Raw genomic sequence first — 5,484 nt, 5'->3', positions numbered from 1 at the left:
CGGGAGCGCCGATGCTCGGATTTCTCGGTACGGTGACCGGTATGGTAAGAGCTTTTTACAATATGGCATCTGCCGGAACGAGTGCCGATATCACAACTTTGTCCGGAGGTATTTATGAAGCGTTGGTTACTACTGTCGCCGGTTTGGTCGTGGGGATTATCGCTCTGTTCGCTTATAATTATTTGGTAGCCCGTGTAGATGGAGTGGTCAATCAGCTCGAAGCCAAAACTATGGAATTTATGGATTTGCTGAATGAACCTGCAGATTAAGTTGGAGGTGAAAGTATGGCTCTGAAACGAAGAAATAGAATAGAGGCCTCATTCAGTATGGCTTCTATGACCGATGTGATTTTTCTGTTACTGATCTTTTTTATGGTAACTTCGACTTTTGTTTTTCCGAATGCGATAAAAGTGCTGTTGCCGCAAAGTAAAGAGCAAACGGCCGCAAAGCCTTTGGCAAGGGTGACAATCGATGCACAGCTCAATTATTATGTCTCTTTCGGCAATGAAGCGGAACATCCTGTTCAGTTGGAGGAAATAGCTCCTTATTTGCTGAGTGCATTGAGTAAAGAACCGGATATGTATGTTGCTCTTTATGCTGATGAAAGCGTACCTTATAGAGAAGTTGTTAAGGTGTTGAATATTGCCGGAGAGAATAAATTGAGAATGGTATTGGCTACGCGTCCTATAAAGGAGTAGTCCCGAAAATTATGATCTGTGAAAGACAAGACGAAAAATAAATTATGTGGTATAGCGGGGACGGTGTTATTCCATCTCCTGTTATTTCTTATGTTGTTTTATTTTACTTTTCCCCGTCCGGAGATTCCGGATGAGGCAAGCGGTGTTTTGGTTCAGTTGGGAACAATCGATGAGGCGAGCGGGACTTTTCAACCCGAAATGAGCGGGCAGAACGTTGCTGATGCGATAGAGGCCGAGATACCGGATGAAGCGTCCGAAGAATCTATCACACAGGATATAGAGGAGAGTGTAGCTGTCCCGGATAAAAAGAAAGAGGATAAGCAACAGCCTGAGCCCGAGAAAAAAACACAACCGAAGCCTGAGGTAGATAATAGAATTAAAAATCAAGTGGCCAATGCTTTCAGTAAAGGGCATGCCGGATCTAATCGAGGAACATCGGATAAGGGTTCTGGAGCAGAAGGAAGCCCGAACGGAAATAGTACTACCGGTGCTAAACATGGCTCTCCCGGTTACGGAGATTATGATTTGGGCGGTCGAGGTTTAAAAGGGGAATTGCCTATTCCTCAATATGATGCCAGTAATGATGAGGGAACGATCGTTGTTTCGATATATGTCGATGCTCAGGGAAAAGTAACTCAGGCTGCGGCTACGCCGAGCGGCAGTCGCGGAACGGCATATGCCAATCTTACGTTACGGGCAAGAGCCGAAGCGGCTGCACGGAAAGCTGTTTTTGAAAGAAAACCGGGTGCGGTTACCGAGAGGGGAACGATTACTTATTATTTCAGACAAAATTGATTTAGGGTAATTTCGGCCTTTATTACGAGAAAGAATGAACGGTACGGTTATTTTACTTATTATTGTCATCTATTTTGCTTTTCTGATGCTTATATCGCATTTGACCGGGCGTAAAAGCGATAATGACACATTTTTTTTGGGAGGGAAACAATCTCCTTGGTTTTTGGTTGCGTTCGGAATGATCGGTACATCTATCTCCGGAGTGACGTTTGTTTCTGTTCCCGGTATGCCGTTGAGTATCGACATGACTTATTTGCAGACCGTTTTGGGGTTTACGGTAGGATATCTCGTTATTGCAAAGATATTGTTGCCGCTTTATTATAAGCTTAATCTTACGTCTATTTATACATATCTTGAAAAGCGTTTCGGTCGAAATGCTTATAAAACCGGGGCATCGTTTTTCTTGCTTTCTAAAATCATAGGTGCAGCTGCACGTCTTTACATTGTCGTACTTATTTTACAACGTTTTGTGTTCGATGCATGGAATGTGCCTTTTGTCGTTACATCGACTGTGATCGTTGCGCTTATTTGGCTCTATTCCCACAGAAGCGGAATAAAGACGATTGTTTGGACGGATGCTCTGCAAACAGCTTTTTTACTGGGAGCTTTAGTGTTGATAATTTGGCAGTTGACCGATAAGATGCAGCTCGATTTTTCCGGAGTGGTGAATACGGTCAGAAACAGCGGTATGGATCGGATTTTTGTTTTTGATGATTGGCAGACAAAACAGAATTTTTTTAAGCAATTTTTCAGCGGCATATTCATAACGATTGTTATGACGGGGCTCGATCAGGATATGATGCAAAAAAATCTCTCTATACGGACCTTGAAGGCTTCTCAGAAAAACATGTACTTTTACGGAGTCGCTTTTCTTCCGGTAAATCTTTTGTTTCTTGTTTTGGGGATTTTGCTGATTACGTTTGCCGGTCAGCAGCAAATAGCTATACCTGCTCTGAGCGATGAAATGCTTCCGTTTTTTGCTACGCAATATTTAGGATTTCCGGTGCTGTTGTTTTTCTGCATAGGAATTATTGCGGCTGCTTTTTCCAGTGCCGACTCGGCATTGACGGCTCTCACTACCTCGTTTTGTGTCGATATTCTCGAGGTCGGGAGATATCCGGCTTCAAAAGCGGTATTATGGCGTAAACGGGCGCATGTTTTCATTTCGTTGCTTTTTGTCATTATTATTTGCGTGATCAGGGCTGTGAATGATAAAAGTATTATCGATGCTATCTATACGATAGCGGGTTATACTTACGGTCCGTTGCTCGGTCTTTTTTCTTATGGACTTTTCATGCACGGAAATCCTCGGGATAAATGGATACCTTACATCGCATTGTTGTCTCCGGCTCTTTGCTTCGGTCTCGATTTCTTGTTGAGAGAATTATATGGTTATAAACTGGGATATGAGATGCTGATGATAAATGGGGCGTTGACATTTGTCGGGCTTTATCTGGTCGCTTTGGGTAGAGACGGAAAAAAGAGCCTCTGTTCGGAATCTTGATATTTGGGAGATATAAATATAAAAAACCGGAAACAAATCTCGTAATATTCATTTCCGGTTTTATTTAGAAAATTTAAACAGATACTTACTCTTCTACATAAGGTTTTATAAGATCTCGCCACATGGCATAAGCCGGTCCTAATAAATGTAGTCCGTCATTGGTATATTGGATATTCATTTTACCTGAAGAGTTGGCAAAAAGGGAGTAAACGTCGACATAGGTCAGTTTATTTTCCTTTGCGATTTTTTTCAGTTCTTCATTGATCGGGACAACCATTTGCCAGCGGGATGTGTGTTCCTCGAATTTCCCGAAATAGTCGTTTACAGGTAGTAGACTTTGTAGGTATAATTTCGTTTTGGGAGAAACTTTTTTAATCTTTTTTACTAATTTGTCGATATTCCCGGTAATTTCTGTGATGCTGTGACCTTTAGAAATATCGTTTATGCCTGCCATTAAAAATATTTTGGATGGCTTCCCTTTCAGAATTTCGTCTATGCGATCATTTATGCCGCTAATGACGTCTCCGCTTATTCCTCTGTTTTTGACATTTTTGTTTTTAAGAAGTTCGTGCCATTCGCAGCCGTTTGTGATACTGTTTCCTAAAAAAACAATGTCTTTGGACGTGATTGGCAATATGTCGAATAAAGACGCACGTTGATAATAATAGGTAGAATATCGGGGTAGGGCATATCTGTCAGTGCCGTTCGTGATCCAATCTAATGAGAACCGCATAAAATACAGGCTGAATCCGTCTTCTCCCGGTAGATTTTTGTCCCATTTGCCTTCCTCGACGACAATGCCGATCGTTCCGTCTGGTAATACGGTCATTGTAGAATAAGCAGAATAGCCCGGACATATCGTTTTCTTTATAGGCCAGGTCGATCCTTCATCATAACTGACAGCTATAGATACGTTTTGCCGTATTGTTGTGTCATTGGGGAGAGAATGCAGAATACAGGATTTGTTTCTTAGCCCGAGAATCGATGCATAGTTAAGTATGTCTCCGTTACATGCAGGCTCTTTTAAATCGGTGTTTTTCGAAGCTTCCGACCAATTGACTCCCCGGTTTGTCGAAATACTGAACGTGCGGTTTTTAGGACTGCGAATGCTCATCATTATATTGCCGTTGTTCAGCTCTACCAGTTTGGCCTCGTCTCCGGCAGATGTGGCTGCATTTTCTGATACGGCCCATGTTTTGCCGCCATCATCGGAGTAGCATGCATAATTTGATAAATTGCCGCCCCATGGCCGTGTGTCAGGAGTTCGTACGGCAAGGACGAACATCAAGCGTCCGTCTTTCAGTTGTAGGCCTCGTCCGGAAGCGGCAAAAGCTCCGTGCCAGTTACGGCGTACGGGGTCTTTACATTCCGCGCCGTATATTTGCGAGGTAATATCTTCGGTAGGAGTCCATGTCTTCCCGTTATCTTTGCTGCGTGACAACCCTATACGGATAGGATCGGATGCGGTAGATTGCCATAATCCTTGTCCGAAGGCATAGATACACAGAATATCTCCCGTTTTCTTATCTACGATCAATAGCGGATCTCCATATCCCTTTAAGTCATCATCAGCTCCGGCTACAATCGATGTGGCCGACCAGGTTTTCCCTTTATCTACACTGCGTTTGGCAACAATGTCTATATGTGAGGGCAAGTCGTTCAATTGCGTCCATCTTTTGTCTGCGACCATGATCAAAGAGCCGTCAGCGGCTGTCGCTAAAGCGGGAATACGATAATATTTCGAACCTTCATCTCCGGGAGCGAAAAGCAGTTTACGTTCCAGAATGATTTCTGTTGTTCCTCCGGCTTCATTTTGCGATAGCGTACAAAATCCGATAGTCGATTCTAAAGACAATAATCTGATGTTTATACGGTTTCCTTCATAAGCATTGTTTCTTACCGAAGCTACGATATAGAAATAATTGTTACCCGAAGAGAGCGGTTTGTCAAATGCGATATGAATATCATCGGATGAAATGTCGGTAACAGAGGCGCATAACGTTGCCGTCTCTGGTTTAAACCGGTCGTCTGTATTTTGACTGTAAATTTTTAGTGCGGTAATATCTGTTATGTTCGTAGATCCTTTGAGATCAATATTTATGCCTTTTAGCCGGTGCGGATTTTCTGTATCGGTAGTTCTGACGTTGAAAAACAATATCGCTTCGGAAGAGCCCCTTCCGACCAAAGTAGCGGCTCGTTTTAACGTGACATCACAAATTGCAGATGGTCGATTGTTTTGTGTACACTCCTTTGGTCGGGTGGAATATTCTTGTCCGACCGACAGATATTCAGGTATTGCATTACAGTAAGTCCCGGAGAAACCTTGTGTGGAAAACAAGCATAGACATGCGAATGTTAAAAATCTGTTCATCATAGCATTAAATCTGATATATTATCGCAAATATACAATAATGATTAAATTTTTAAAGAGAAATATTTTGTTTTTTGCATTTTATTAATCGAAACGGATATTTCCGATAAGTTCTG

Annotated in this window: 5 protein-coding genes and 1 pseudogene; 4 read left to right on the top strand and 2 right to left on the bottom strand. The window is 42.4% G+C overall.

Annotation, left to right across the window (positions count from 1 at the left end; all coding sequences use genetic code 11):
• The 4 genes from AC1WHX_RS10080 to AC1WHX_RS10065 all read left to right on the top strand — a co-directional run.
• Positions 1 to 269 (top strand): MotA/TolQ/ExbB proton channel family protein (locus tag AC1WHX_RS10080; RefSeq protein WP_481229274.1); only part of this gene is annotated, 269 nt, incomplete at its 5' end.
• Positions 270 to 284: 15 nt separating this feature from the next.
• Entirely contained in the window at positions 285 to 698 is a 414-nt protein-coding gene (locus AC1WHX_RS10075; protein ID WP_009319017.1) for an ExbD/TolR family protein, read from the top strand.
• An 18-nt stretch (positions 699 to 716) separates the two neighbouring features.
• A complete protein-coding gene (locus tag AC1WHX_RS10070; protein WP_302544541.1) occupies positions 717 to 1,493 on the top strand; it encodes a hypothetical protein in 777 nt (258 codons plus the stop codon).
• Between the two features lie 34 nt (positions 1,494 to 1,527).
• Positions 1,528 to 2,997: a sodium:solute symporter gene (locus AC1WHX_RS10065; protein WP_302544542.1), complete on the top strand. Its 1,470-nt coding sequence runs from the start codon at positions 1,528 to 1,530 to the stop codon at positions 2,995 to 2,997.
• A gap of 85 nt (positions 2,998 to 3,082) precedes the next feature.
• Here AC1WHX_RS10065 and AC1WHX_RS10060 read toward each other — a convergent pair whose 3' ends face one another.
• On the bottom strand, positions 3,083 to 3,730 hold the full coding sequence (locus tag AC1WHX_RS10060) for a GDSL-type esterase/lipase family protein (protein ID WP_302544547.1): 648 nt from the start codon (positions 3,728 to 3,730) through the stop codon (positions 3,083 to 3,085).
• 75 nt (positions 3,731 to 3,805) lie between these two features.
• Positions 3,806 to 5,368, bottom strand: a pseudogene (locus AC1WHX_RS10055) (exo-alpha-sialidase); the annotation flags it as partial.
• Positions 5,369 to 5,484: the final 116 nt, after the last annotated feature.

This window comes from Coprobacter sp., assembly GCF_982436375.1.
The sequence above is the reverse complement of the archived record's forward strand: the minus strand, read 5'-3'. Positions and strand labels throughout refer to the sequence as shown.